At 71.1% G+C, this 23076-nt stretch carries 22 protein-coding genes, 1 pseudogene and 1 riboswitch; of the genes and pseudogenes, 13 read left to right on the top strand and 10 right to left on the bottom strand.

The annotated features are described in order from the left end of the window. Positions 1-226 precede the first annotated feature (226 nt). Positions 227-622 (bottom strand): ribonuclease domain-containing protein, encoded by a 396-nt coding sequence (locus ACKUU6_RS05875; RefSeq protein WP_407987379.1) that lies wholly within the window; start codon positions 620-622, stop codon positions 227-229. Between the two features lie 282 nt (positions 623-904). Beyond that, a riboswitch (cyclic di-AMP (ydaO/yuaA leader) is annotated at positions 905-1069 on the top strand. Positions 1070-1072: 3 nt separating this feature from the next. Between ACKUU6_RS05875 and ACKUU6_RS05870 the strand changes: the two genes are divergently transcribed. Continuing rightward, complete coding sequence (locus tag ACKUU6_RS05870; protein ID WP_407987378.1) at positions 1073-2278, top strand: hypothetical protein; 1206 nt, start codon at positions 1073-1075, stop codon at positions 2276-2278. A 1-nt stretch (position 2279) separates the two neighbouring features. Here the strand turns inward: ACKUU6_RS05870 and ACKUU6_RS05865 are convergent, their stop codons facing one another. Continuing rightward, the gene (locus ACKUU6_RS05865; protein WP_407987377.1) at positions 2280-2738 is read right to left on the bottom strand and encodes a hypothetical protein; all 459 of its coding nucleotides are present in this window, start codon (positions 2736-2738) and stop codon (positions 2280-2282) included. A 96-nt stretch (positions 2739-2834) separates the two neighbouring features. Between ACKUU6_RS05865 and ACKUU6_RS05860 the strand changes: the two genes are divergently transcribed. Further along, entirely contained in the window at positions 2835-3131 is a 297-nt protein-coding gene (locus tag ACKUU6_RS05860; RefSeq protein ID WP_407987376.1) for an antibiotic biosynthesis monooxygenase, read from the top strand. A gap of 39 nt (positions 3132-3170) precedes the next feature. Here ACKUU6_RS05860 and ACKUU6_RS05855 read toward each other — a convergent pair whose 3' ends face one another. Next, entirely contained in the window at positions 3171-3965 is a 795-nt protein-coding gene (locus ACKUU6_RS05855; protein ID WP_407987375.1) for an IclR family transcriptional regulator, read from the bottom strand. Positions 3966-4153: 188 nt separating this feature from the next. On the opposite strand from ACKUU6_RS05855, the gene aceB reads away from it, so the two are divergent. The 3 genes from aceB to ACKUU6_RS05840 all read left to right on the top strand — a co-directional run bounded on the left by aceB (position 4154) and on the right by ACKUU6_RS05840 (position 7171). Next, positions 4154-5806: a malate synthase A gene (gene aceB / locus ACKUU6_RS05850; RefSeq protein WP_407987374.1), complete on the top strand. Its 1653-nt coding sequence runs from the start codon at positions 4154-4156 to the stop codon at positions 5804-5806. Positions 5807-5932: 126 nt separating this feature from the next. Continuing rightward, complete coding sequence (locus ACKUU6_RS05845; RefSeq protein WP_407987373.1) at positions 5933-6319, top strand: gamma-glutamylcyclotransferase; 387 nt, start codon at positions 5933-5935, stop codon at positions 6317-6319. A gap of 291 nt (positions 6320-6610) precedes the next feature. Then, a complete protein-coding gene (locus tag ACKUU6_RS05840; RefSeq protein WP_407987372.1) occupies positions 6611-7171 on the top strand; it encodes a hypothetical protein in 561 nt (186 codons plus the stop codon). 109 nt (positions 7172-7280) lie between these two features. On the opposite strand, the gene ACKUU6_RS05835 is transcribed toward ACKUU6_RS05840, so the two are convergent. The 7 genes from ACKUU6_RS05835 to ACKUU6_RS05805 all read right to left on the bottom strand — a co-directional run bounded on the left by ACKUU6_RS05835 (position 7281) and on the right by ACKUU6_RS05805 (position 13105). Continuing rightward, the gene (locus tag ACKUU6_RS05835) at positions 7281-8663 is read right to left on the bottom strand and encodes an 8-oxoguanine deaminase (RefSeq protein WP_407987371.1); all 1383 of its coding nucleotides are present in this window, start codon (positions 8661-8663) and stop codon (positions 7281-7283) included. Positions 8664-8724: 61 nt separating this feature from the next. Next, complete coding sequence (locus ACKUU6_RS05830; RefSeq protein WP_407987370.1) at positions 8725-10188, bottom strand: nucleobase:cation symporter-2 family protein; 1464 nt, start codon at positions 10186-10188, stop codon at positions 8725-8727. Between the two features lie 250 nt (positions 10189-10438). Then, positions 10439-11359 (bottom strand): factor-independent urate hydroxylase, encoded by a 921-nt coding sequence (gene pucL, locus ACKUU6_RS05825; protein WP_407987369.1) that lies wholly within the window; start codon positions 11357-11359, stop codon positions 10439-10441. Positions 11360-11387: 28 nt separating this feature from the next. Further along, positions 11388-11723 (bottom strand): hydroxyisourate hydrolase, encoded by a 336-nt coding sequence (gene uraH / locus ACKUU6_RS05820; protein ID WP_184912256.1) that lies wholly within the window; start codon positions 11721-11723, stop codon positions 11388-11390. A gap of 48 nt (positions 11724-11771) precedes the next feature. Next, on the bottom strand, positions 11772-12275 hold the full coding sequence (gene uraD, locus ACKUU6_RS05815; RefSeq protein WP_407987368.1) for a 2-oxo-4-hydroxy-4-carboxy-5-ureidoimidazoline decarboxylase: 504 nt from the start codon (positions 12273-12275) through the stop codon (positions 11772-11774). Positions 12276-12446: 171 nt separating this feature from the next. Next, the gene (locus ACKUU6_RS05810; protein WP_407987367.1) at positions 12447-12827 is read right to left on the bottom strand and encodes a helix-turn-helix domain-containing protein; all 381 of its coding nucleotides are present in this window, start codon (positions 12825-12827) and stop codon (positions 12447-12449) included. Next, entirely contained in the window at positions 12824-13105 is a 282-nt protein-coding gene (locus ACKUU6_RS05805) for a thiamine-binding protein (RefSeq protein WP_407987366.1), read from the bottom strand. Before ACKUU6_RS05805 ends, ACKUU6_RS05810 begins: the two co-directional genes overlap by 4 nt. A gap of 153 nt (positions 13106-13258) precedes the next feature. On the opposite strand from ACKUU6_RS05805, the gene ACKUU6_RS05800 reads away from it, so the two are divergent. The 8 genes and pseudogenes from ACKUU6_RS05800 (at position 13259) to ACKUU6_RS05765 (ending at position 22909) form a co-directional block, all read left to right on the top strand. Further along, complete coding sequence (locus ACKUU6_RS05800; protein ID WP_407987365.1) at positions 13259-14101, top strand: TIM barrel protein; 843 nt, start codon at positions 13259-13261, stop codon at positions 14099-14101. Between the two features lie 53 nt (positions 14102-14154). Continuing rightward, the gene (locus ACKUU6_RS05795; protein WP_407987364.1) at positions 14155-15048 is read left to right on the top strand and encodes a 2-hydroxy-3-oxopropionate reductase; all 894 of its coding nucleotides are present in this window, start codon (positions 14155-14157) and stop codon (positions 15046-15048) included. 287 nt (positions 15049-15335) lie between these two features. Next, positions 15336-16478, top strand: a complete 1143-nt coding sequence (locus ACKUU6_RS05790; RefSeq protein WP_407987363.1) for a glycerate kinase — start codon at positions 15336-15338, stop codon at positions 16476-16478. 124 nt (positions 16479-16602) lie between these two features. Beyond that, complete coding sequence (allB, locus tag ACKUU6_RS05785; protein WP_407987362.1) at positions 16603-17982, top strand: allantoinase AllB; 1380 nt, start codon at positions 16603-16605, stop codon at positions 17980-17982. Further along, a pseudogene (gene alc / locus ACKUU6_RS05780) lies at positions 17924-19060 on the top strand (allantoicase); the annotation flags it as partial. The gene allB and the pseudogene alc, both read left to right, overlap by 59 nt. Before the next feature lie 405 nt (positions 19061-19465). Then, positions 19466-20926: a catalase gene (locus ACKUU6_RS05775; RefSeq protein ID WP_407987361.1), complete on the top strand. Its 1461-nt coding sequence runs from the start codon at positions 19466-19468 to the stop codon at positions 20924-20926. Between the two features lie 179 nt (positions 20927-21105). Continuing rightward, positions 21106-21870 carry an IclR family transcriptional regulator gene (locus tag ACKUU6_RS05770; protein WP_407987360.1) on the top strand — a complete coding sequence of 255 codons (765 nt, stop codon included), beginning with the start codon at positions 21106-21108 and terminating at the stop codon, positions 21868-21870. Positions 21871-22012: 142 nt separating this feature from the next. Continuing rightward, on the top strand, positions 22013-22909 hold the full coding sequence (locus ACKUU6_RS05765) for a metal-dependent hydrolase (protein ID WP_407987359.1): 897 nt from the start codon (positions 22013-22015) through the stop codon (positions 22907-22909). Positions 22910-23076: the final 167 nt, after the last annotated feature.

Genomic DNA, 23076 nt, shown 5'->3' with positions numbered 1-23076 from the left:
TCCTCGGGGCCTGATGGGGTGGGGGAGAACCCGTCGACAGCACAGGGCCTGGGAAGGGCACTGCGGCGCACGCCACCGACCGGGAGTTGACGTTCCATCTTGCGCAAGATGCCGCAAGATGTTTCAGGGAGCGTACCCGGCTGTAAATCACCCGTAAAGAGTCGCGGTGGGAAACGACGGTGCCCGCCCCCGGAGTTCGGGGACGGGCGCCGGAGGTGACGGGTGGTCAGCAGCCGAAGTCGACCTGACGGAAGGTCGCGTAGTGGTCCGAGGTGTAGTACTCCTCGTGGAACACCTTGCCGGTGATGATCCGTCGGGCACCTCGGGTCCACGATCCGGGCGTCTTGACGGTGTACTCGTGGTAGTAGCCGCTGTCCTGGTCGGGCAGTACGCCCTCCCGGTTCTGGAAGACGACGCCGTCCTGGCGGTACGGGAACGGGCCGCCCTGGTCGATCAGCCGGACGGTGTCCCGGCCCTGGCTGGGCAGGGCGGTCAGACAGATGCTGCCACTGACGTCGGCGGAGGCGTCGGTGGCGAACACGGCGGTGGGGGCCAGGGTGACCAGGCCCACCACGGCGACGGAGACGGCACGGGTCTTCAACGCGCGTAGAGTCATTCGCATGACTGACATTGTGTGGTCATGTCAGGTCCCTGGGGAAGTGCTGCGCCAATACTTCACTTGCGCGTAACTACCTTGGAATCCAAGCGACTTGTCACGGACGGCCATCCGGCGGGAGCCCCGACGCCCCGGGCGGGGGCCGACCCGGCGAGCCGTGCCACCCGGGAGCCCGTGTGAGGCAGCTCTCGTTGTCGATGGCCGGACGACCTGCCTAGCCTGCATGGAGTTGTCCGCACCTACGCGGACGCCATCGCCGGGACGCCGAGTCCTGTCCACCCGGCGCCGGTTGCCCGAGCACCGAACATGGACAGGAGCGGGGGAACCAGGTCAGTCTGCGGTGCCCCCTGCTCCGGCATGGGCCCGCTCGGGGTGAAGCCGCTCCCACAGCGGCCGGGCGATCCTCTTGCCCGAACCCGACAGCTCACCTCGTAGGCGTCGCAGAGGACCCTGCCCATGCGCACAGCCCTTACCCCCGCACGCCTCGGCGTGGCCGCACTGGCCGCCGTACCGCTGATCGCCACCGGCCTGTCCGGTCAGGCCCAGGCCGCCACCACGGTGACCCAGGACCGGCTGACCCCCACCACGATGGCCGCGAACACCTGGACCAAGGCCGGGCTGACCGTCCACTCCGGCGCCTGCTTCACCGCCAAGACGCTCGGCGTCGGCGTCCGGGACGCGGCCGGTCACAACCTGGACTTCCCAGGCAACGCCTCGAACGTGCAGATCTGCCCCGGCGGCGTGACCTTCACCAGCGGGGCCCGTACGCTGCCCGCCGGCACGTACACCCAGTTCGGCTTCTGGCAGGACTACTCCGGTGGCTGGCACAACCTGCCGTCGCAGCAGCTCACCGTCGGCGGCACGGTCGCTCCCGCGCCGGCCCCGACGCCCACCCCGGCCCCCGCGCCGACCCCGGCTCCGGCGCCGACGCCCACCCCCGCGCCGGCCCCGACGCAGCCGACCACCACCTCGCCGATCCCCGGCAAGGCGCTGACCTGGTCCGAGGAGTTCGACAGCTCGATCGCCTGGGGCTCCAAGTGGGTCGGTGACAAGAGCAGCTCGTACCGCTACGGCAACCACAACCCGGACGACAACAAGCTCGACTGGATCAGCACCAGCGGCGTCTCGGTCTCCGGCGGAGTGGCGACCTTCACGGCCAAGCCGTCCAGCCACACCCTGGAGAACGGCAAGCAGGCCTGGGACACCGGGCTGCTCACCACCGAGTACTCCAGTCAGGGCTTCCAGGTGAAGACCGGCGACTACGCCGAGACCCGGGTCAAGCTGCCGGCCGGCTCCGGCGCCTGGCCCGCGCTCTGGACCTGGAAGAACGGCAACGGCGAGATCGACAGCTTCGAGTACCACCCCGACAACGCGGGACTGCTGGAGCTGACCAACCACGTCAAGTCCGGCTCGAAGTACTACACCGACGCCAATGCGGTCGGCCACGACAAGTGGGTCACCATCGGCACCTACTACGGCGCCAACTCGGTCGACTGGTACGTCAACGGCGCCAAGGTCTTCTCCGACGGCACCGGTGTCGGCGCCGACTGGTCCGCCTACCTGATCCTCAACCTCTCGGTGGGCGCCGGGCAGTACCACCCGGGACCCTCCGGCACCGCGCCGATCAGCTTCTCCTCGGACTACGTCCGGGTGTACCGCTGACTCAGCTGACGGTCAGCGTGAACGGCGTGCTGTCGTTCGCGGCGTTGTGATCGTCCACGCTCACCACCCTGACGTGCCCCTCGGCCTTCGTGCCGTGGGGCACGTCGGCGTTCACCCGGACCGGCACCAGCGCGGTCGCGGTCCGCAGCGAGGGCAGCCCGGCGCCGAAGGTGCAGCTCACCACCCGGCCGACCAGGGACCTGCAGTTCGCCGGGAAGTACGGCCCCACGGCGGTGAACCCGGCCGGCAGGTCGATCAGCACGGTGAACGAGGAGCCGGTCTGCTGCGGGCCGAGGTTGGCCACGAAGCCGTGCACGGTGGTGGTGCCGCCCGGCGTGGCCGGGCCGGGGTCGATCCTGACCACCTCCAGGTCGGAGTTCGAGGGCACCGCGCTCGCCGTTGTGGCACCGAGCACCAGCGCCGCCGTGGCGGCCAGGCCGGTCATCACCCATCTGCGCACTGTCATCACCTGTCTGCCGATCGTAGTGATCCCGGTACGCACTGTATCGGCGTAGCGTGGATTCCCACGGAGGTGAGGACAGTGTCCGGAGAGGTCTTGAGTGAAGTCAGCGCGGTCGTCGGACCGGACCGCGAGGCCGAGTTGGTGACGTCGTACCGGGAGCTGGTGGCCGGTCCGCTGCCGGAGGGGCTGATCAGGACGGAGCTGCTCCGCGGCCCGGGCGGACGCTGGCGGGTGCAGAGCCTGTGGCGGGACAAGGCCGCGCTGGAGGCGGTGCGGTCCAACCCCAAACTGGCCGCCGCGCCCCGACTATTCGCCCAGGTGGGCGCCGAGCCGGAGCTGGCGGTCTTTCATCTGACGGCGTCCCAGGTCGGCTCGCTCATGCTGGACTGACCCGCCGTCAGTGCAACGGGCCGTCCGAGCCGCAGGGTGTCAGGGGGCCAGCACCTGCCCGAGCCGGCTCGCGATCTGCCGCATCACCGGCACCAGCGCGGTGTTGCCCGCCTGGGCCTCCAGCGCCCGGATCCGGGCCTCGGGCCCCGAGACCGAGAGCGCGGTCGGGGTCGGCGCACCCGGCACGGCAACGGCAATGCAGCGGACGCCGATCTCCTGCTCCTGGTCGTCCACCACGTAGCCGCGCTCCCTGGCCCGGGCCAGCTGGGTGAACAGCTCGGCCTGGTCGGTGACGGTGTACGGGGTGTGCGACTGGAGCGGTTGGGTGCCGAGCACGCCGCGCGCCTCGGCCTCGTCCAGCTGGGCCAGCAGGGCCTTGCCGACCCCGGTGCAGTGCGGCTGCACCCGGCGGCCGACCTCGGTGAACATCCGCATCGAGCGGCGCGACTGCACCTGTCCGACGTACACCACCTCGCCGCCCTCCAGCACGGCCAGGTTGGCGGTCTCGCCGGTGGCCTCCATCAGCTCCGCCAGGTACGGACGGGCCCAGCTGCCGAGCAGCCGGCCGGCGGTCTCGCCGAGCCGGATCAGCCGGGGGCCGAGGGTGTAGCGGCGGGCGGTGTCCTGGCGGACATACCCCTGCGCCACAAGGGTACGGATCAGCCGGTGGATGGTCGGCATCGGCAGCCCGGAGGTGGCGGAGAGCTCGCTCAGGGTGGCCACCCCGCCGGAGTCGGCCAGGGCTTCGAGGAGCTGGAACGCGCGCTCGACGGACTGCACGCCGCCGGTGGCACGGTCGGCCCCTGTGGGTGCTGCGGCGGAGGTGCTGGCCACCGGCGTTCCCTTCGCTGTCGGAGGAGGAGTAGAGTCCCAGCGATCTACCTCAACAAAGCGTTGAAATTCTGTATCGCGGAAACTAGTCTCCACCTTACAGAACCGAACCCGCCAGTAGGTGGGTCGGTATCGAGGAGGTTCCCACCGGAACCTCCCTGTTGGCTCAACTGTCCAAGGAGTGTTCTGCCATGGCTGCAGATCAGGACCCCGCCGGCGCATCCCCCGCCGCTCCGGTCGTCACTGTCGCCGGACCGCGCGTCCCCCGCAGCGAGGAGGTGCTCACTCCCCAGGCGGTCGCCTTCGTGGTCGGTCTGCACCGTGCGTTCGAAGGCCGCCGGCAGGAGCTCCTGGCCCGACGGAAGACCCGCCGGGACGAGATCGCGGCGGCCGGAACCCTCGACTTCCTCCCCGAGACCGCCGGGATCCGCGCCGGGGACTGGAAGGTCGCCGAGGCGCCGCGCGCGCTGCGGGACCGCCGGGTCGAGATCACCGGTCCGACCGACCGCAAGATGGTGATCAACGCCCTCAACTCCGGCGCCAAGGTCTGGCTCGCCGACTTCGAGGACGCCACCGCCCCCACCTGGGAGAACGTGGTCAGCGGCCAGGTCAACCTGATCGACGCCTTCGAGGGCCGGATCGACTTCACCACCGACGCGGGCAAGTCGTACGCGCTCAAGCCCGCCGCCGAGCTGGCCACCGTCGTGGTTCGGCCGCGCGGCTGGCACCTGGACGAGACCCACCTGATGGTCGACGGCGCCCCGGTCTCCGGCGGCCTGTTCGACTTCGGCCTGTACTTCTTCCACAACGCCGCCCGGCTGATCGCACGCGGTCCCGAGGACCCGAACTCGGGCCCGTACTTCTACCTGCCGAAGACCGAGAGCCACCTGGAAGCCCGGCTCTGGAACGACGTCTTCACCCACGCGCAGGCCGCGCTCGGCATCGAGCACGGCACGATCCGGGCCACCGTGCTGATCGAGACGATCACCGCCGCGTTCGAGATGGACGAGATCCTCTACGAACTCCGCGACCACGCGGCGGGCCTCAACGCGGGCCGCTGGGACTACCTCTTCTCGATCGTGAAGAACTTCCGGGACGCGGGCGAGCACTACATCCTCCCCGACCGCAACACGGTCGGGATGACCTCGCCGTTCATGGCCGCCTACGCCCGGCTGCTGGTGCAGACCTGCCACCGGCGCGGCGCGCACGCGATCGGCGGCATGGCCGCCTTCATCCCGTCCCGCCGCGACCCCGAGGTCAACGCCGCCGCGCTGGAGAAGGTCAGGGCGGACAAGGAGCGCGAGGCGGGCAACGGCTTCGACGGCTCCTGGGTGGCTCACCCGGACCTGGTCCCGGTCGCCCGCGCCTGCTTCGACGCGGTGCTCGGCGACCGGCCGAACCAGAAGGACAACCCCGGCTCCACCGAGCCGGTGACGCCCGCTCAGCTGCTGGACATCGCGGGCGCGGGCGGCAGCTGCACCGAGGCCGGTCTGCACAACGCCGTCCAGGTCGGGATCCGCTACATCGAGGCGTGGCTGCGCGGCCTCGGCGCGGTCGGCATCTTCAACATGATGGAGGACGCCGCGACCGCCGAGATCTCCCGCTCGCAGATCTGGCAGTGGATCCACAACGATGTGGTTTTGGCCGACACCGGCGAGAAGGCCACGGCCGAGCTGGTCCGTCGGCTCGTGACCGAGGAACTCGCCGCACTGCGGGCCGAGTTGGGCGACGACGTGTACGCCGGTGGGCGCTGGAACGAGGCCGCCAGGCTGTTCGAGCAGGTCTCGCTGGCCGAGGAGTTCGTCGACTTCCTCACCCTGCCCGCGCTCGCGCTGCTCGACTGACCACCAATCTAGCCAGCCGCAACCGGCCTGCCGCCTGCCGGGCTGTAGTACTGGCCGCGACAATTTCTACGATCCGTACGGCCACCCCTGAGCGGGGTGGCCGTACGGCTTCCCGAGGAGCATCCGATGGCACTCATCTTCTTCAACGGCCAGGCCATGGTGGGCGGTCCGTACCACCCCTCGGTCGCCGACGCCCTGATCGGCCCGGTGACCACCGCCTCCGGCTACCGGTTCTTCTCGATCGGCGACGTCTGCCCCGGCCTGCACCCCGACCCGGCGGTGGACACCGCCATCGAGGGCGAGCTCTACGACGTCGACCTGGCCCACCTGCGCGACGTCATCCTCCCCGGCGAGCCGCGCGAGCTCGAACTCGGCGTGATCGAGCTCGCCGACGGCTCCGCCTGCCTCTCGATGCTGCTCAGCCGCGGCGAACTGGAGCGCGGCGTCCACCGCGAGATCACCGAGTACGGCGGCTGGCGGGCCTACCTCGCCACCCTGGGCCGGACCGCCTGACGGTCGGCGGTTGCCCGGATCGGCCGGGATGACCTCCAGGCAACTGACCCGCCACTGGCACGCGTCTGGTAGACGGGTACGGCAGGATTGCCGAGCCGACCATCACGCGGGGGACACATGGCGGGCATCGACCACACCAGACCGAATCACTCCAATCAGCCGCACTCCTGCCCGAATTGCGGGCTCTCGGATGAGATCAGGAGCGTCCCGGCGGTCTACCTGGCCGGTCGGGACACGGTCAGCGTGCCCGGGCGGGACGGGGACGGGCGGCCGACCACGGTCACCCGGGGGGTGACCACGGCACTGTCGGCCGCCCTCGCGCCCGCGCCGCCTCGGGCGGTGTCGGCCGTCACCAGGGCCGCGGGGGCTGCGGGGCTCGGCATGCTGGGCGTGTTCGCCACGCTGGTGGCGATCGGTACGTTCATCGGTGGTGCGCTGGGCGGGCACTGGTTCTCCGGGGACGGCACCGGCTCGGCTGCCGGTTCGGAGCAGTGGACGACCATCAACGGAACGCCGACCGTGTGGATCAACGGCGGGCCTTCCTCGGCCGCCGCAGCGCACGACTCCGATCTGGCCTTCCTGGGCTGGATCTCCGGGTTCGCCCTGCTCACGGCCGTGCTGCTGTTCGTCCTGGCGGCCCGCCTCGCCGCACGGTTCCGCGCCGCGATGGTGGGCCGCCCCGCCGCCGAGGCGGTCTGGTCGCGGGCCTGGTACTGCGCCCGCTGCGGCTCGGTGCACTTCCCGCCCGCCGACGGCGATCCCACGGAGGCGCTCAGCCTGCAGCAGTTCCGGGCCCTGGTCTGGGAGGCCGGCGGGTACGGTGCGCTGGTGGCGCAGCATCCGGCAGTGTAGAAGGTGACAGCCCCGGACTCTCGCCGTGAGTCCGGGGCTGCTCTCCAGCCCCGAGGGGTGGAGTCCGGCTACCGCACCGTCCCGGGTGCGGACCGGAGTTGAGGGGGGATCAGAGGCGGGCGGCCAGCTCCCTGGCGGCGCGGGCGCAGTCCTGGGCGATCTTGTCCTCGTTGACGGTGGTCAGGTTGCCCTTCTCCACCACCGGGTTGCCGTTGACCAGCAGCAGCGCCAGCGGCGGGAGGGCGCCGAGGGTGAGCGCGGCGACCGGGTCGGCGATCGAGGAGTGCATGATGCCGTCGATCTTCCAGAGCGCCAGGTCGGCGAGCTTGCCGACCTCGATCGAGCCGATCTCGTTCTGCCGGCCGAGCACCCGGGCGCCGCCCATGGTGCCCAGGCGCAGCGAGCTGCGGGCGGTGAGCGCCTTCGGGCTGCCGTGCAGACGGTTGATCAGCAGCGCGTTGCGCAGCTCGGTGCCCAGCTCGCCGGACTCGTTCGAGGCGGTGCCGTCCACGCCGAGGCCGACCGGAACGCCGGCCGCCAGCATGTCGGGGACCCGGGCGATGCCGGCCGCCAGGCGGGCGTTGGAGGACGGGCAGTGCGCGACACCGGTGCCGGTCTCGGCGAACTTGGCGATGTCGGAGTCGTTCATGTGGACGCAGTGCGCCATCCAGACGTCCTCGCCCAGCCAGCCGGTGGACTCGAAGTAGTCCGTCGGGCCCATCCCGAACAGCTCCTTGCAGAACTGCTCCTCCTCGGCCGTCTCCGAGCCGTGGGTGTGCAGCCGTACGCCCTTGCGGCGGGCCAACACGGCCGCCTCGCGCATGAGTTCGGTGGAGACCGAGAACGGCGAGCAGGGTGCGATGGCGATCTGCAGCATCGAGTCGAAGGAGGCGTCGTGGTACTTGTCGACGGCCGCCTCGGAGGCGATCAGGATGTCCTCGGTCTTCTCCACCGCGTCGTCCGGCGGCAGGCCGCCGTCCTTCTTGCTGCGGTCCATCGAGCCGCGCAGCGCGGTGAAGCGCATGCCGAGCTCCTGGACGGCCTCGATCTCGGCGCCGAGGATGTCGCCGCCGTCCTTCGGGAACACGTAGTGGTGGTCCGAGGCGGTGGTACAGCCGGACTTGAGCAGCGCGGCGGCCGAGCCCTGGGCGGCGGCGTGCACCAGGCGGTCGTCGATCCGGGCCCAGGTCGGGTAGAGCGCCACCAGCCAGTCGAACAGGATGTTGTCCTGGGCCAGGCCCCGGGTGATCCACTGGTAGAAGTGGTGGTGGGTGTTGACCAGGCCGGGGGTGACGAGGTGGCCCTCGCCGTTGATCCGGCGCACCACGTTGTCCAGCCAGGCCGGGGCGGGTCCGTTGCCGACCGACTCGATCTTGTTGCCGAGGACGACGACGTGGCCGCGGGCGTACTCGGTGTCGTTGGCGTCGACCGTCGCGATGGCGACGTTCTCGATCACGATCCGCTGGTCGGGGCGCGGGGGCTGGACAGCCATGGTGTTTCTCCTATGGGGGAGGGTGCGGGGCGCGCGGTGAGCGGTGCGCGCCCCGCACCGGTCAGGACGGTGTCGCCGTTGACACCGTCGCACCGGTGGGACCGCCGGACGGGGCTTGGCGGTCGGCACCGACGTGGTGGAAGAGCAGGTTGAGCAGGACGGCCAGCACACAGCCGGCCGAGATGCCGGAGTGCATCAGCGTGCGGACGGCCTCCGGGAAGGCGTCGTAGAAGGTCGGGGCCGCGATCGGGACGATTCCCACCCCGAGCGAGACCGAGACCAGGATGGTGTTGGCGCTGGACTGCATCCCCGCCTCGGCCAGGGTCCTGATGCCGCTCGCCGCGACCGTGCCGAAGAGCACGATCCCGGCGCCGCCCAGGACGGGCGAGGGCACCAGGGAGACCAGCGAGCCGAGCACCGGGAAGAGCCCGAGCAGGATCAGGATGCCGCCACCGGCCGCGACCACGAACCGGCTGCGAATGTTGGTCAGCGCCACCAGCCCGATGTTCTGGGCGAAGGCGCTGGCCGCGAAGCCGTTGAAGACCGGGCTGACCGCGGTGGCGAGGCCGTCCGCCCGAAGGCCGGCGGCGAGCGTGCGCTCGTCGGCCTCGCGGTCGACGATCCGGCCGAGCGCCAGCATGTCGGCGGTGGACTCGGTCATCGAGACCACCATCACGATGCAGATCGACACGATGGCGGTGAGGTCGAAGACCGGCGCCCCGAAGTGGAACGGGGACGGCAGGGCGAAGACCTCCGCCCGTGAGACCGCACCGAAGTCGGCGAGGCCGAGCGGGAAGGCCAGCGCGGTGCCGATGGCCAGCCCGATGAGCAGCGAGAGCTGCTGCCAGAAACCCCGGAGCAGCTTGTTGCAGAGCACCACCGCGGTGAGGGTGAACGCGGCGAGCCCGATGGCCCTGACGGAGCCGTAACCGGGGGCGGCGGGTGAACCGCCGCGCGCCCAGTTGACCGCGACCGGCAGCAGGGACACCCCGATGAGGGTGATCACGGTGCCCTGGACGACCGGCGGGAAGAACCTGATCAGTTTGCAGAAGTACGGTGCCGCGAGGAAGCACAGGAGCCCCGCGACGATCACCGCGCCGAAGATCACCGGCAGGGCCTGGTCGGGCCCGTGCTCCTTGGCGATCGCCAGCATCGGTGCGACCCCGGCGAACGACACGCCGTTCACGAACGGCAGCCGGGCGCCGATCTTCCAGACGCCCAGGGTCTGGAGCAGGGTGGCCAGGCCCGCGGTGAACAGGCTGGCCGAGATGAGCAGGGCGAGCTCGGTGGGGGAGAGACCCACACCGGCACCGACGATGAGCGGGGGCGCGACCACGCCCGCGTACATCGCGGCGACGTGCTGGAGTCCGGTGGTGAAGAGTCTCACCGTCGGCAGCAGCTCGTCCACGGGGTGGACCGCACGGCCGTCGGGTGTGTCGAGGAGGCTGCTTGACACACCGTCAGGCCGTGTCGGCCCGTCTGGGGTGGAACCGCCGTCTGTGGTTCGGGTTGAGCTGGTTGCCATGTCGAGCCCCTCTTGCGCTCGTGGCTCCCGGCGCGCCCGTGGCGCTGGAGAGGTCCCGGAGGCGGGACGGCGGTGCAAGGGTCCTCCGGGAGGTTTCTCCAGCTCCCCGGGTCGGCCGCCGTGAGGCGAGCACGATCTCCGGATGATGGGGGTGGAGAAACAGGTGGAGCGGGTGGTGCGGACCGTCCACCACCGTCCGGCCGGGCGAGGCCGGTGGGTGCAGCGGTGCTGGACGGCGTTCATGGGTGGGTCAGGCGACCGGGATGACCGGGACGACGCCCTCGCGGTGCAGGGTGCCCTCGATCAGCCCGTACATCCGGTCGGCTGCGTAGTAGACCTCGTTCTCGTTCTTGAGACCGAAGGGCGACAGGTCGACCAGGAAGTGGTGCTTGTTGGGGAGTTCGAGCCGGACCTCGTCCACCTCGGCCCGGTTGTTCAGCACCCGGGTCCCCATCGAGTGCAGGGTCTGCTGCAGCGAGTACGAGTAGGTCTCGGCGAACGCCTCCAGCAGGTGGCGCCGGATGTGCTGGTACGAGCGGTTCCAGTTCGGCTGGGCCTCGTCCTCGGCGCCGCGGTAGGAGTACTTCCAACGGGCCGTCACCTGGGTGGCCAGGATCCGGTCGTACGCCTCCTGGAGGGTGGTGTACTTGTCCTTGATGTAGCCCCAGAACTCCGAGTTGGTGGAGTTCAGCACGGTCAAGTCCTTCAGGCCCGAGATCACCGAGACGGTCTCACCGTCGTAGACGATCTCGCTGGTCCGTACCTCGCCGCCGTTGCGGACGAAGGAGTGGCCGACCTCCTCGGAACCGATGAAGCGCGCCGAGCTGTCCGGCGTCTTGATCCGGTCCCAGGTGTACTCCTCGATCCGGATCCGGGCGCTGTGCACGACACCGCGCTCGGTGTTGTCCACGAAGTGGCGGGCCAGCGTGATGCCGAAGGCCTCCGCCGACTCGATGCCGTACTCCTTGGCGAAGGCGTACACGGTGTTCTTGGTGGTGTCGGTGGGCAGGCAGTTGGCGTTCGAGCCGGTGAGGTGGACGTCGTCGAACTCACCGCGCAGCGAGACCGAGACGTTCAGGTCCTTGATCTCGTGGCGGGTGGAGTCACGGTAGACCCGGACGATCCGGTTCTCCGCCTTGCCGTACTGGTTCTGACCGAGCACGTGGGCCATGACGGCTCCTAAGGGTTCCAGCGGTCTACTAGCTTCCGCGGTAGACCGAGTATCCGAACGGGTTGAGCAGCAACGGCACGTGGTAGTGGTGCTGCGCGGGCGCGACCGTGAAGACGATCGAGACCTCGGGGAAGAACGGCGGCTCCTCGGACTTGGCGGCGTAGTACGCCGCGGTGTCGAAGAGCAGCCGGACGACCGAGCCCGCCTCCACGGCCGGCAGGTCCTTGGCCCGGCCGTCGGAGTCCGTGGCGGAGGTGCCGAGCACCTGCCAGCCACCCTCGGTGTGCAGTGCGAGCTCGACCGGGACGCCCTCGGCCGGGCGGCCGAGGCTGGTGTCGAGCACGTGCGTGGAGATGCCAGTCATGGGTTGAATGACCTTACTGATGGCAGGAATTGACTGGTCGACAGCGAGTCAGGCCGCGTGGAACAGCCGGTTGATACGGATGTCGTTGATTTTGCGCAGCTCGCCCCGGACGATCTCCGCCTCGGTGGCGGCGTCGTGGGGGAAGCGCTCGCGCAGCGCGGCGAGCATGGTGCCGGCCGTGCGGCCGGTGGCGCAGATCAGGAAGACGTGGCCGAACTTCGCCTCGTAGGCGGCGTTCGCCTCGTGCAGCTCGTCCAGGAGTGCGGAGTCGACTCCCTGGATGCCGGCCTGCTCGCGCTCGGAGGTGGCGTCGCCCGTCTTGGGCTCGCCGATCCGGGCGTGACCGGCCATCGCGTCGGTGAGGTCCTGGACCGTCAGCTTGGCCATCGCCGCCTCGTTGGCGGCCAACAGCTCGGCCCGGTCGGACCAGGGCCGGGTCTCCGCGACGGCGGCGGCCCAGCTGGGGCTGGAGCAGATCTCCAGCAGTGTCTCCGTCAGCTCGGCGGCGGGGACCGCCGACAGAGCGTCAGGAGTGGTGGGAAGGCTGGTCACGGGTGGACCTCCTGAAGTGTGGTGCCACCCGCAAAAGCTAGATCGGCCACCCCCGGCCGTCAACACTTTGTTGAACTGTTGGTTGTTACGTTTTGAGTCAGGGTCTGTGACCAGCCCTCTTGGTGTGCGATCAGCCAAGTGTGCCCGGCCCGCAGGTCGGAGACACTGGGCTCAGCCGGTCTTCGTACCGTCCTGCCGGTTGAGGTAGTTGTACACCGTGAACCGGCTGACGCCGAGGGCCGACGCCACCGTCTCCACCCCGTGGCGGACGGTGAACGCGCCGCGCTCCTCCAGGAGGGCGACCACGCGCTGCTTCTCCCAGCGGTCCAGCTCGGTCAGCGGGCGGCCGTCGAACTGACGGGCCATCTCGGCCAGCAGCCGGTCCAGGGCACTGCTCAGATGCGGAAGGCGGACGGCGACCGCCGTCTGGCCGTCCCACTCCAGTAGTACGTCGTCGGCCCGGGCCTCGTCGATCGAGACCTGGGTCGCGCCGACGGCCTCCAGCAGCGGCTTTATCGCCGCGGCGAGCGGGTGTTCCAGGGCATCGCTCACGGGTTACCCACTCCTTCCGAAGTGTTGTCGTCGGTCTTCTCGTTCCCGAGCAGGCTCACCTGCAGCGAGATCTGGGTCGCTCCGGCGGCCAGGCTCTCGCGCAGCAGCCTGGTCACCGCGGCGAGCACCTGCTCGTCCTGGCCCTCGGCCTCGGTCCCGAACGGGCCGACGGTGACGGCCAGGCCGGCCTCGTCCACCGCCTGCCGGGCGGCCACCGCGTGGTCCGGGAACGTGTCCAGCTCGAACGGCTCTGTTGTGAACTCCACCTTCAATCGCACCTGCTCACTGTAGCGAGCGGGGGTTCCGGGGGAAGGGGCCGGGCTTCAACAAAATGTTGCGGCGGGCTTGACGGTCTCTCGGATCGCGGGGCATGCTTCCACCAAGCAGAATCCCTCTTCCGGATCGTGGAAGTTGGATCGGAAGAGTGAAAGGTGACTGACGTGACTGCCGCTTCCAAGCTGAGCTACACGGTCAACCTGTCGATCCTGTTCGGTGAGCTTCCGCTCCTGGAGCGCCCCGCCGCCGCCGCGGCCGCCGGCTTCACCGCCGCCGAGCTGTGGTGGCCCTTCGGTGAGAACCACACCCCCTCGGACGCCGAGCAGGAGGCGCTCCGCAAGGCCTTCACCGACGCGGGCGTGCAGCTCACCGGCCTCAACTTCCTCGACGACCTGAGCAGGGGCGCCCGCGGCACCCTCTCCGTACCGGCCGAGAGCGAGCGGTTCCGGGAGAACATCCCGGTGACCGTCGCGCTCGCCGAGTCGCTCGGCACCAGGGCGCTCAACGCGCTCTACGGCAACCGGGTGGAGGGCGTGTCCGCCGCCGAGCAGGACGAGCTCGCGCTGGAGAACCTCACCCTCGCCGCGCGGGCCGCGCACTCGATCGGCGCGGTCCTGCTGGTCGAGACCCTCAACAAGGCCGAGTCCCCGGACTACGCGCTGGTCACCGCCGAGGCCGCGATCGCGGTCGTGGACAAGGTGAACGCGGCCACCGGCCTGGGCAACGCGAAGTTCCTCTGCGACCTCTACCACTTGGCCCGCAACGGCGAGGACCTGGCGGCGGTGATCGCCACCCACGCCGACAAGATCGGCCACGTGCAGATCGCCGACACCCCGGCCCGCAACGAGCCCGGCACCGGCGAGCTGGACTTCGAGGACCTGTTCGCCCGCCTCCTCGCGGCCGGCTACACGGGCCGGATCGGTCTCGAGTACCGCCCGGCGAGCGGCGTCAGCGCCGACAGCTTCGAGTGGCTCCCGCGCGAGTACCGCGCCGGCTGAGCCGCCCGATCCAGAGCCCTCTCCCACCCTCCAAGCACGAAGGAACGCGACGCATGAGCGCCTCCCGCAAGATCGCCTTCATCGGCCTCGGCATCATGGGCAGCCCGATGGCCGCCAACCTGGTGAAGGCCGGACACACCGTCACCGGCTTCAACCTGACCCAGCCCCCGATCGACGCCCTGGTGGCGGCCGGCGGCAAGGGCGCGAGCTCCATCGCCGACGCGGTGAAGGACGCCGAGGTCGTCATCACCATGGTCCCCGCCGACCCGCAGGTCGAGCAGGTCATCCTCGGTGAGGGCGGCGTGCTGGCCAACGTGGCCGAGGGCACCCTGGTCATCGACATGTCGAGCATCACCCCGCAGACCTCGATCAAGGTCGAGGCCGCCGCCAAGCCGAAGGGCATCCGCACCCTGGACGCCCCGGTCTCCGGTGGCGAGGCCGGTGCGATCGAGGCCGTGCTCTCCATCATGGTCGGTGGCGCCGAGGCCGACTTCGCCGAGGCGAAGCCGATCCTGGACGCGCTCGGCACCACGGTCATCCACGTCGGCCCGGCCGGCGCCGGCCAGACCGTGAAGGCCGCCAACCAGCTCATCGTGGCCGTCAACATCCAGGTGCTGGCCGAGGCCGTGGTGTTCCTGGAGAACGCGGGCGTCGACCTCCCCGCCGCGCTCGACGTGCTCGGCGGCGGTCTGGCCGGTTCGACCGTGCTGAACCGCAAGAAGGCCAACATGATCGACCGTCAGTTCGCCCCGGGCTTCCGAATCGACCTGCACCACAAGGACATGGGCATCGTCACCGACGCCGCCCGCGCCGTCGGTGCGGCCCTACCGGTCGGCGCCGTGGTGGCCCAGCTGGTCGCCTCCGCGCGCGCCAACGGGGACGGTTCGCTGGACCACTCGGCCCTGCTGCGGGGCGTCGAGCGCCTCTCGGGCCGCGAGGTCAAGTAACAGGCTCCTCCTGGTGGCGTGTACCTGTCCGGTCGTGCCCGCGCCACCAGGAGGTCAGATTCGGTCGGCAGGCGGGCCGGGGCTCATACCGCCCCCCTGCCGACCGTCCCAAGCCGGTGACACACGCACACTTCGGTCGTGATCGCGCGTGCCACCCGGTCCCCTCCCTCGCCGAGGGGAGCCTCTCGTACGTCGGAAGCGGGACGGGAGGAACGGCGGGGAGGGGGCGCGCCCCAGACTTCTGGGCACATGCTCTGAACGCCAGCGAAACGGAAAGAGGCCCACGCATGCCCGCCACCCCCACTCAGGGTCATGTCGTCGTCGCCCCCGACAAGTTCAAGGGGACTTTGGAGGGCGCCGAGGTGGCGGCCCGGATCGCGGCCGGCATCCGCCGGGTCGCCCCCGGCGTGGAGATCCGCGAGCTCCCGGTGGCCGACGGCGGCGAGGGGACCCTCGCGGCGGCGCTGGCCGCGGGCTTCAAGCGGGTCGCGGTGAAGGTGGCCGGTCCCACCGGCCTGCCGGTGGACGCCGCGATCGCGCTCCGGGGCGACACCGCCGTGGTCGAGCTGGCGCAGTCCTCCGGGCTGGCCCGGCTCCCCGGCGGACGCACCGCACCGCTCGCGGCCGGCTCCTACGGCGTCGGCCAGCTGATCGGACGCGCCGCCGGCCTGGGCGCCAAGCGGATCGTGCTCGGCCTGGGCGGCAGCGCCTGCACCGACGGCGGTGCGGGCATGCTCCAGGCGCTCGGCGTCGGCCTGTACGACGCGGACGGCACCGAGCTGGCCCCCGGCGGGGCCGCGCTGCGCAAGCTGGCCAGGATCGACCCCGGGTCGCTCGCCGACGGTCTCACCGGGGTCGAGGTGGTGGTCGCCTGCGACGTCGACAACCCGCTGCTCGGCGCCAGGGGCGCGACCGCCGTCTACGGCCCGCAGAAGGGCGCGGACGGCGACGACCTGCTGATTCTGGAAGAGGGCCTGACCCGGTGGGCGGACGTCGTCCGCGACACCACGGGCCGGGACCTCAGGAACGCCCCCGGCGCCGGGGCCGCAGGCGGGGTGGGCTTCGCCGCTCTCGCACTGCTCGGCGCCACCATGCGGCCCGGCATCGAGCTCATGCTCGAACTGCTGGGCTTCGACGAGGCCGTGCGTGGGGCACGCCTCGTCGTGACCGGCGAGGGGTGCCTGGACGCGCAGACGCTCCACGGCAAGGCCCCCGCCGGCGTCGCTGCGGCGGCCACCCGGGCGGGGGTTCGGGTGGCCGCCGTCGCCGGCCGGCTGGAACTCTCGGAGGACCAGTGGCGGGCGGCGGGCTTCGCCGCGGCGTACGCGCTGACCGACCTCGCCGAGCGGCCGGGCGACAGCATGACCAAGGCGGGCGAGCTGGCCGAGGTGGCCGGCGAGCGCCTGGCGAGCGATCTGCTCAAGCCGTAGCTCATCGTATGTTCCTACATTGACGTTTTGTTGAAGGCGGCCCTAGGCTCCCGGTTCGCGGGCCCCAACTGCCCGGCGCGCCTTCGGTATACCCCCACTCGTACTCTCGGTTCGGAGGTCCCAGATGCCCCTCAGTGAGACGCCCGCGACCACGGCGGTGATCCGTTCCCGCCGGGTGGTCCTGCCGGACGGCGAGCGTCCCGCTGACGTGCTGATCCGGGACGGCAGGATCGAGCAGATCGCCGAGCACGGCTCGCTGCTCGCGGGCTCCCGCTCCGACATCGGGGGCGGGCTGACGGACCTCGGCGACACCGCGCTGCTGCCCGGTCTGGTCGACACCCACGTGCACGTGAACGAGCCGGGCCGGACCGAGTGGGAGGGCTTCGCCACCGCCACCCGGGCCGCCGCCGCCGGTGGGGTCACCACGATCATCGACATGCCGCTGAACTCCATCCCGCCCACCACCACGGTGGACGGCCTGGCGGCCAAGCGGAAGATCGCCGATGGCCAGGCCTGGGTCGACCTCGGCTTCTGGGGCGGCGCCATCCCCGGCAATGTCGCGGACCTCGAACCGCTGCACCGCGAGGGCGTGTTCGGCTTCAAGAGTTTCCTCGCCCCGTCCGGGGTGGACGAGTTCCCGCACGTCGAGCAGGCCGACCTGGAGCTGGCGCTGGCCGAGCAGGCCAGGATCGGCGCGCTGGCCATCATCCACGCCGAGGACCCGGCCGTCCTGGAGGCCGCCCCGCAGCAGCCCGGCGTGCACTACCGCGACTTCCTCGCCTCCCGCCCCGACGACGCCGAGGCGGCGGCGGTGGCCCGCCTGCTGGACACCGCCCGCAGGACCGGCGCCCGGGTGCACATCCTGCACGTCTCCTCGGCCGCCGTGCTGCCGCTGCTGCGGCAGGCCCGCGCCGACGGCGTCCAGGTGACCGCCGAGACCTGCCCGCACTACCTCACCCTGGCGGCCGAGGAGGTGCCGGACGGCGACACCGCGTTCAAGTGCTGCCCGCCGATCCGCGACGAGTCCAACCGCGACCAGCTCTGGGCCGCGCTCGCCGCCGGGGAGTTCACCGCGGTGGTCTCCGACCACTCGCCCTCGACGCCCGATCTGAAGCTCCTTCAGAAGTACGGCGGGAGCGGCGACTTCGCGGCCGCCTGGGGCGGCATCGCCTCGCTCCAGCTCGGCCTGCCGGCCATCTGGACCGAGGCCCGCAGGCGCGGTCACTCGCTCTCCGACGTGGTGCGCTGGATGAGCAGCGGCCCGGCCGCACTGGTCGGCCTGACCGGCACCAAGGGCGTCATCGCGGTCGGCTGCGACGCCGACCTGGTGGCCTTCGACCCGGACGGCGAGTTCGCCGTGCACGCCGAGGACCTGCACCACCGCAACCCCGTCACGCCGTACGCGGGGAAGACGCTCACCGGCTCCGTCCGCACCACCTGGCTCCGTGGCCGGGTCGTGGACGTCGACGCCGCACCGTTCGGCCGTCAGCTCACCCGAAACTGAGGAGACTCACGTGAGTACCAGTCAGATCCCGAGCGCTCCGTTCACCGAGCTGGTCAACCTGGCCTCCCGCCTGCTCGGCGCCGGTGTGGTCGCCACCAACGAGGACACCTTCGCCGACGCGGAGAACCTGCTGGTCGCCAAGCCCGCCGAGTTCCGCCCGCACACCTTCGGCCACAAGGGCCAGATCATGGACGGCTGGGAGTCCAAGCGCCGCCGCGGCGTCTCGGCCGAGCAGCCGCACCCGACCGACGAGGACCATGACTGGGCGATCGTCCGGCTCGGCGTGGCCGGCGTGATCCGCGGCGTGATCGTGGACACCGCGTACTTCACCGGCAACTACCCGGAGACCGGCTCGGTGCAGGGCGCCTCCGTTCCCGGGCACCCCTCGCCGGAGGAGCTGGCCGGGGCGGAGTGGGTCGACCTGGTGCCGCGGACGGCCCTCCAGGGCGACACCGCCCACGAGTTCGAGGTCACCGACCCGACCCGGTACACCCACGTCCGGCTGAACATCTGGCCGGACGGCGGGGTGGCCCGCCTGCGGGTGTACGGCGAGGTGGTGGCCGACCCGCGCGAGCTGGACGGTCTCACCTTCGACCTGGCCGCCCAGGAGTTCGGCGGCGTGGCCGAGGCCGCCTCGGACCGCTACTTCTCCTCCCCGCACAACCTGAACGCTCCGGGCCGCGCCTCCGTCATGGGCGACGGCTGGGAGACCCGGCGTCGGCGTGACAAGGCCAACGACTGGGTACAGATCGCCCTGGCCGGGGGCGGCGAGGTCCTGGCCGCCGAGGTGGACACCTCCCACTTCGTCGCCAACGCCCCTGGCTGGGCCGACCTGGTCGGCTACGACGCGACCTCCGGTGGCAACCCTTCGGACGCTGCCACACCTGAGGCGGGCGACGGCTGGTTCGAGCTGCTGCCCCGCACCCGGCTCCAGCCCGACACCCGCCACCGCTTCCGGCTCACCACCGGACGGACCGTCACCCACGTACGGATCAACGTCTACCCGGACGGCGGCCTGGCCCGGCTCCGGCTGACCGGCAGGCTGACCGAGGCCGGCCGTGCCGCCCTCGCGCTGCGCTGGTTCAACGCCGTCCCGGCCACCGAGGCGGCCGCCGCCCTGACCGAGGCCGGCCTCACCCCGGCGGAGGCCACCGAGCTGACCGCCGCCCGCCCGCTCGCGGACGCCGCCGCGACCACCGCCGCCGTCGCTGCCCTGCAGCCGACCGACGGCCCCGACGGCGAGCAGTCCTCCCGCCGCCGCTCGGCCATCTGGCGCCTGCTCGGCGTCTGAGAGGCCGGGTGGCTGTCCGGGCCGGGCCTGCGACGCCCGGCACGCACGCTTGCCGCGTTGCCGAAACGCCCAGGTAGCTCCGCTACGAGGGCGCTCCGGCGCCCTGCAATCGCACGCACCAGACGCCGCAGGCTGATCCGGCCCGGACAGCCACCCGGCCTCTGACCCTCCTGCACCTACTGAAGGACCGTCATGTCGAAGACCCTGACCACCGAGTCCGGCGCCCCGATCGCCGACAACCAGAACTCCGCATCGGCCGGCGAGTACGGCCCGCTGCTGATCCAGGACCAGCAGCTGCTGGAGAAGCTGGCCCGCTTCAACCGCGAGCGCATTCCGGAGCGCGTCGTGCACGCCCGTGGCTCCGGCGCCTACGGCTACTTCGAGGTCACCGACGAGGTCTCGCAGTACACCCACGCGGACTTCCTCTCGGAGGTCGGCAAGCGCACCGAGGTCTTCCTGCGGTTCTCCACGGTGGCGGGCAACCTCGGCTCCAGCGACGCCGTCCGCGACCCGCGCGGCTTCGCGCTGAAGTTCTACACCGCGCAGGGCAACTACGACCTGGTCGGCAACAACACCCCGGTGTTCTTCATCAAGGACCCGATCAAGTTCCCCGACTTCATCCACTCGCAGAAGCGCGACCCCTTCACGGGCGTGCAGGAGGCCGACAACGTCTGGGACTTCTGGGCCCACTCGCCGGCCTCCACCCACCAGATCACCTGGCTGTTCGGCGACCGGGGCATCCCGGCCTCGTACCGGCACATGAACGGCTACGGCTCGCACACCTACCAGTGGGTCAACGCCCAGGGCGAGGCGTTCTGGGTCAAGTACCACTTCAAGACCAACCAGGGCATCCGCTCGCTGGACGGTGACCAGTCGGCCGAGGTGCTCGGCGCCGACGCGGACAGCCACCAGCGTGACCTGCACCAGGCGATCGAGCGGGGCGTGTTCCCGTCCTGGACCCTGTACGTGCAGCTGATGCCGGTCGCCGAGGCGGCGGACTACCGCTTCAACCCGTTCGACCTGACCAAGGTCTGGCCGCACGCCGACTACCCGCTGGTCAAGGTCGGCCGCCTGGTGCTCAACAAGAACCCGGAGAACGTCTTCGCCGAGGTCGAGCAGTCGGCCTTCTCGCCGAACAACTTCGTGCCCGGCATCGGCCCCTCCCCGGACAAGATGCTCCAGGGCCGCCTGTTCGCGTACGCCGACGCCCAGCGCTACCGCCTCGGTGTCAACCACACCCTGCTCGCGGTAAACGCCCCGAAGGCGACCGTGGCCGCCAACTACGGCCGGGACGGCTCGTCGGCGGTCAACGCGGCCGGCCGGGGCAAGAACTACGAGCCCAACTCGTACGACGGTCCCGTGCAGACCGACGCCCCGTTGGCCGCCCCGGTGCGGCTGGACGGGTACACCGGGACGTACACCACCCCGGCGCACACCAAGGACGATGACTTCTTCCAGGCCGGTGAGCTCTACCGGCTGATGTCGGACGGCGAGAAATCCCGCCTGATCGACAACATCGCGGGCTTCCTGTCCCAGGTCACCCGCGACGACATAGTCGAGAAGAACCTCGCCCACTTCCACGCGGCCGACGAGGAGTACGGCTCCCGCCTGGCGGCCGCCGTCGCCAAGCTCCGCGCGGGCAACGACAACTGACCAACCCTCACCGGCCGCCGGGTCCGCATCCGGTGACCGACCGACGGGCCCCTTCCCCAGGCAGTGGGGGAGGGGCCCGTCTGGCATATGCCAGTTGACCGGGTGTCGGCGCGGACCCGTGGGCGGCCGCCCGGATGGTTACGCTGGACGGGGTTGGCAGGGACGGGGAAGGGGACGCCATGTCGGTACGGGGACAGGGGGCCGCGGTCTCGGTCGGGCCGTTCGGAGTGATGCGGCGGGCCCTGCGGGTGCTGGAGGCGGTGGACCGCCATACGTCCGGGGTGCCGGAGGCGGCGTTGGCCCGGGAGCTTGGACTGCCGGAGGCGGTGGTCCGCGCGCTGGCAGAGGCGCTGGAGCTGGAGGGGTACCTCGCCGTCGAGGACGGACTCTGGGTGCTCGGCGGGGCGGTCGGGCTGCTCGGCCGGCAGAACCGGGAGCAGCTGGTCCGGTCCCGGATGGAAAACCGGCTGGCCGAACTGCGGGACGAGCTGGGCGCGGCGGTGTACTTCAGCCGTTACCACGAGGGCGAGTTGACCGTCGAGGTGGTCTCGGCGGCCGAGCACGCCCCCGCGGTCCGCGAGTGGGTCGACTTCCGGGCCACCGCGCACGCCAGCGCGATCGGCAAGTGCCTGCTCAGCCAGCTCGACCACGACGGCCGCCGGGACCACCTCTCCCGGCACCCGGTGGCCCGGCTGACCGCCCGCACCATCACCGACCAGCAGCAGCTGATGCACCGGTTGGAGAGCCAGCCCGCCACCGTGCCGGTGCTCGACATCCAGGAGTACGCCCTGGGCACGGTCTGCGCGGCCGTCCCGGTCTCGGCCGGCAGCACGGTGGGCTGCCTGGCCACCTCGCTGCCGGTGGGCCAGGTGCACCGGCTGCGGGCAGCGGCGGAGCTGCTCGCCGAGCGGGCGGCGCCGCTGATGGTGGCGATGGCGGTCTGAGGGCCGACGGGAGGCCAGGGGCGAGGGCTCAGGGTTATTAGACGTGGCGTCGATAAGAACGCCCGAAACCCTTGTGGGCGGTCGTACCCGCGAGTAGGTTGCCTGGAGTCGAGCCGCCCACCCCTCGGCCAGGAGGTCCGCCATGCCGCCCCGCCCCGTTGTGCCCCCCGCCGTCCACGACAGCCTCGTGCTGGAGCCCCGCGACGTCCGCTTCGACTGGTCGCGACTGCCGCTGCACTGGATCCCGGACGAGCCGATGGCCACCCACACCGTCAACGTCCTGCACCTGCTGCTGCCCGAGGGTGAGCGCTGGTTCGTCGAGGTCTTCAAGGACGCGCTGCCGCTGGTCACCGACGACCAGCTCCGCGAGGAGGTGCTCGGCTTCATCGGCCAGGAGGCGATCCACGCCGAGGCGCACCAGGAGGTCCTCGACCACCTGCTCGGCCAGGGCCTCGACCCCCGGCCGTACGTCCGGCAGGTCACCTGGCTGTTCCGCCGGGTGCTCGGCAGGAAGCCGGGACTGACGGACGCACAGCAGCGCGAGAACCTGATCGAGCGGGTCGCCTTCGTGGCGGCGATCGAGCACTTCACCGCCTTCCTGGGCAACTGGGCACTCAACTCGCCGGGCCTGGACCGGGCCCAGGCCGACCCCACCATGCTCGACCTGCTGCGCTGGCACGGCGCCGAGGAGGTCGAGCACCGCAGCGTCGCCTTCGACCTGATGGTCCACCTGGACCCCGGCTACCTGCGACGGCTGCGCGGCATGATGGTCTCCGGCCCCACCCTGATCCACCTCTGGATCCGCGGCGTCCGCTTCCTGCTCGCCGCCGACCCCAGCCTGAACGGCTCGGTACGGCCCACCTGGCGCGAGGCCCAGCGCATCGCCCGCCGCGGCCTCCTCCCTGAACCCGCCCGGATGGCCCGCTCGGCGCTGCGCTACTTCCGCCCGGGCTACCACCCCACCCAGGAGGGCTCCTCCAGCCAGGCCCTCAGCTACCTCGCGGGCTCGCCGGCTGCCCGGGCTGCGGCCGCACGCTAGGCAAATTCGTCACCATTTACGGCCCAGGGGCTCGGGGAACTGCGAGGAGATCTGGCGTTCGGTCACTGCGAAAGTGCCTGACCCTGTACGCACGTTGAACGCTCCTGTGGTTGGCTCCGCCGTTCCCCGGGCCCCACCTTCCGAACCCTGTGCCTTGGAGTTGCCCG

The organism is Kitasatospora sp. CMC57, assembly GCF_045866025.2.
Classification (GTDB): domain Bacteria; phylum Actinomycetota; class Actinomycetes; order Streptomycetales; family Streptomycetaceae; genus Kitasatospora.
Note: the sequence above shows the minus strand (reverse complement) of the source record. Positions and strands in the feature narration are given on the sequence as shown.

Excerpts from the sequence above, each read along its gene's own strand:
- ACKUU6_RS05875 (WP_407987379.1), bottom strand. The coding sequence starts at position 622 with ATGCGAATGACTCTACGCGCGTTGAAGACCCGTGCCGTCTCCGTCGCC.
- ACKUU6_RS05870 (WP_407987378.1), top strand. The coding sequence starts at position 1,073 with ATGCGCACAGCCCTTACCCCCGCACGCCTCGGCGTGGCCGCACTGGCC.
- aceB (WP_407987374.1), top strand. The coding sequence starts at position 4,154 with ATGGCTGCAGATCAGGACCCCGCCGGCGCATCCCCCGCCGCTCCGGTC.
- ACKUU6_RS05845 (WP_407987373.1), top strand. The coding sequence starts at position 5,933 with ATGGCACTCATCTTCTTCAACGGCCAGGCCATGGTGGGCGGTCCGTAC.
- ACKUU6_RS05835 (WP_407987371.1), bottom strand. The coding sequence starts at position 8,663 with ATGGCTGTCCAGCCCCCGCGCCCCGACCAGCGGATCGTGATCGAGAAC.
- ACKUU6_RS05830 (WP_407987370.1), bottom strand. The coding sequence starts at position 10,188 with ATGGCAACCAGCTCAACCCGAACCACAGACGGCGGTTCCACCCCAGAC.
- pucL (WP_407987369.1), bottom strand. The coding sequence starts at position 11,359 with ATGGCCCACGTGCTCGGTCAGAACCAGTACGGCAAGGCGGAGAACCGG.
- uraH (WP_184912256.1), bottom strand. The coding sequence starts at position 11,723 with ATGACTGGCATCTCCACGCACGTGCTCGACACCAGCCTCGGCCGCCCG.
- ACKUU6_RS05795 (WP_407987364.1), top strand. The coding sequence starts at position 14,155 with ATGAGCGCCTCCCGCAAGATCGCCTTCATCGGCCTCGGCATCATGGGC.
- ACKUU6_RS05790 (WP_407987363.1), top strand. The coding sequence starts at position 15,336 with ATGCCCGCCACCCCCACTCAGGGTCATGTCGTCGTCGCCCCCGACAAG.
- allB (WP_407987362.1), top strand. The coding sequence starts at position 16,603 with ATGCCCCTCAGTGAGACGCCCGCGACCACGGCGGTGATCCGTTCCCGC.
- ACKUU6_RS05775 (WP_407987361.1), top strand. The coding sequence starts at position 19,466 with ATGTCGAAGACCCTGACCACCGAGTCCGGCGCCCCGATCGCCGACAAC.
- ACKUU6_RS05770 (WP_407987360.1), top strand. The coding sequence starts at position 21,106 with ATGTCGGTACGGGGACAGGGGGCCGCGGTCTCGGTCGGGCCGTTCGGA.
- ACKUU6_RS05765 (WP_407987359.1), top strand. The coding sequence starts at position 22,013 with ATGCCGCCCCGCCCCGTTGTGCCCCCCGCCGTCCACGACAGCCTCGTG.